Source organism: Streptomyces sp. MnatMP-M17 (genome assembly GCF_900091995.1).
Taxonomy (GTDB): Bacteria; Actinomycetota; Actinomycetes; order Streptomycetales; family Streptomycetaceae; genus Streptomyces.
Map to the genome: position 1 here is coordinate 1 of NZ_FMDK01001070.1, position 2,757 is coordinate 2,757.

The following is a 2,757-nucleotide window of genomic DNA, read 5'->3' on the forward strand; positions in this document are numbered from 1 at the left end:
GGGCCGTACCCCGTCGGGATCCACCGGCACCGGCACCGGCCGCAGCCCGGCGGCGCGCGCGATCGCCAGCATCCCCGGATAGGTGGGCGATTCGACCAGCACGGGCGCGCCGGGCGGCGCGAGCGCCCGTAGCGCGGTGGTCAGCGCGCTCTGGCCGCCCGCCGTGACCAGGACCTCCGCCGCCGTGACCGGATCGCCGATCCCACGGGCGAACCACTCGCGCAGCTCGGGCAGACCATCGGTGGGCGGTCTGCCCCAGGCGCCGGGCCGCCGGCCCGCCCGTGCCAGCGCCGCGGCCATCGCCTGCTCCGGCTGGAGGGAGGAATGCAGATAGCCGCCGTTGAACTCGATGACACCGGGCGGCGGCGCGGCCAGCGTGACCAGGACTCCGGAGGCGTCGACGGCGCGCGGTACGAGGTCGGCGGCGGCATCGGCGCTGAGAGCGACCTCCTGCCAGGAGGTGTCACCACGGGCCGGAGCACCGGCCCGCGCGGGCGCGCGGAAGGCACCGGCGCCGGGACGGGTGACGACGAGTCCTTCGGCGGCGAGCCGGGCGAGGGCACGGGAGACGGTCACCGGAGAGACACGGTAACGGTCGACCAGCGCTCTGCTTGACGGCAGCTTTCCACCCGGTGAGTAGCGGTTCAGCTCCTGCCGCAGCGAATCCGCCAGTCCTGACACACTGCTACGCTCATGCATGACAGCACAGGATAGCGCTACTCCACACACATCGATAGCGGTCGGCGGCGGCACTCTGCTCGCCGCGCTGGGCGTCGTCGCCTTCTCGCTCACCTTCCCGTCCACCGTGTGGGGCCTGGAGAGTTTCGGTCCCTGGTCGCTCGTCGCCCTGCGCAGCACGCTCGCCGCGCTGATCGCGGGCGGCTTTCTGCTGACACTGCGTGTCCCGGTTCCCGAGCGCCGGCACTGGGCAGGGCTCGCGGTGGTCGGCGGCGGAGTCGTGGTGGGCTTTCCGCTGCTGACGACACTGGCGCTGGAGACCTCCACCACCTCGCACGCGGCCGTCGTGGTCGGGCTGCTGCCGCTGACGACGGCCGCGTTCGCGGCGGTACGTACCGTACGCACGGGCCGGCGCCCGCCCCGTACGTTCTGGCCGGCCGCGCTCGCCGGCGCGGCCGTGGTGAGCACCTTCGCGGTCCAGCAGAGCGGCGGAGCGCTGTCAGCGGCAGACTTGTATCTGTTCGGCGCGCTGCTGGTGTGCGCGGCGGGCTACACCGAGGGCGGCAGACTGGCCCGGGAGATGCCCGGCTGGCAGGTGATCGGCTGGGCCCTGATCGGCTGTCTGCCGCTGTCGGTGGCGGGCTCGGCGGTGGCCCTCGCCGTCGAGCCGGCACGCTGGACGGCCCATGGCGCGATCGGGCTCGTCTGGGTGGCGGCGGGCTCGACCTTCTTCGGTCTGTACGTCTGGTACCGGGGCATGGCGTCGATCGGTATCGCGAAGGCCAGCCAGCTCCAGCTCGCCCAGCCCGTGCTGACGCTGGTCTGGTCGGTGCTCCTGCTCGGCGAGCGCCTCACGCCCGCCGCGCCGGTGGCGGCCGTGGCGGTGCTGGTCTGTATCGCGGTCACTCAGCGATCGGACACCTGACCACAGCCTCCCTCACTTCCCGGCGGTCCCCGTCACTTCACGGCGCGCCCGCCGTAGTGGTCCGCCACCACCCGGGTCATCGCGCCGATCGGATCGGCGCCGACCTCCTTCGCCGAGAAGAAGCAGTGCCCGCGCACCTCCGCGAACTCCTTGGCCAGGGTGAGATGGCGGGACAGTTCGGCCGGGTCCTGCCAGGCGGCCGGCTGCGCCGGGTCACCCGCCTTGTAGAGGGCCTCGCCGATGTGGAGGGCCACACCCGTCCCCCGTACGACACTGTCCCACCAGCGCAGCAGCTTCGCGTAGTCGGCGGCGGGGAAGCCGATGTTCCAGTAGAGCTGCGGGACGATGTCGTCGATCCAGCCCTCCTTGACCCACTTGCGGGTGTCGGCGTGCAGATCGTCATAGGTCTGCACGCCGGCCGTGGTGTCGGAGCCGAGCGGATCGGTGGCCGCGTTGCGCCACACCCCGAACGGACTGATACCGAAACGTACGTCCCTCTTGGTCCTGTTCGTCCGGTTGATCTTCTTGATCCGCGCGGCGGTCTCCCGTACCAGCCGGTCCGTGTTGTCCCGCCGCCAGGCCGCCTTGTCCGGGAAGCCCGCTCCGTAGCGCGCGTACGCCTCGTCGTCCTCGAAGACCTGCCCGGCGACCGGATACGGATAGAAGTAGTCGTCCCAGTGCACGCCGTCGACGGCGTACCGCTCGACGGCGTCGAGCATGGCGTCCTGCACGAAGCGCCGGACCTCGGGCAGCCCCGGGTTGTAGTAGAGCTTCCCGCCATACGGGAGGATCCACTCCGGATGGACCCGGGCCGGGTGGGTCGCGGTCAGCCGCGCGGGATCGGTGTGGTTCGCGACGCGGTACGGATTGAACCAGGCGTGCAGCTCCAGACCGCGTGCGTGCGCCTCGCGGACCGCTGTGCCCAGCGGATCCCAGCCGGGATCGCGGCCCTGCACACCGGTGAGGTACTGCGCCCAGGGCTCGTACGGCGAGGGCCACAGCGCGTCCGCCGTGGGCCGGACCTGGAAGACGACCGTATTCAGCCCGCGCGCCACGGCCGTGTCCAGATGCGCGAGCAGCTCGGCCCGTTGCCGCTCCGCCGTCAGCCCGGGCGCCGAGGGCCAGTCGCGGTTGGCGACCGTCGCGAGCCACAT

General features: G+C 72.1%; 3 protein-coding genes. 1 reads left to right on the plus strand and 2 read right to left on the minus strand.

The window, feature by feature from the left end; all coding sequences use genetic code 11:
* Nucleotides 1-699 (minus strand): aminotransferase class I/II-fold pyridoxal phosphate-dependent enzyme (locus tag GA0115259_RS35985; RefSeq protein ID WP_141716838.1); only part of this gene is annotated, 699 nt, incomplete at its 3' end.
* Between GA0115259_RS35985 and GA0115259_RS35990 the strand changes: the two genes are divergently transcribed.
* Nucleotides 698-1,603, plus strand: a complete 906-nt coding sequence (locus tag GA0115259_RS35990) for a DMT family transporter (protein ID WP_093604619.1) — start codon at nucleotides 698-700, stop codon at nucleotides 1,601-1,603. The two genes, GA0115259_RS35985 and GA0115259_RS35990, sit on opposite strands and share 2 nt — an antisense overlap.
* 32 nt (nucleotides 1,604-1,635) lie before the next feature.
* Here GA0115259_RS35990 and GA0115259_RS35995 read toward each other — a convergent pair.
* Nucleotides 1,636-2,757: glycoside hydrolase family 10-like protein (locus GA0115259_RS35995; protein WP_093604621.1), on the minus strand; the 1,122-nt coding region annotated here is incomplete at its 5' end.

Bases quoted from the DNA above. Each gene is read 5' to 3' on its own strand.
- GA0115259_RS35990 (WP_093604619.1), top strand. From the start codon at position 698: ATGACAGCACAGGATAGCGCTACTCCACACACATCGATAGCGGTCGGC.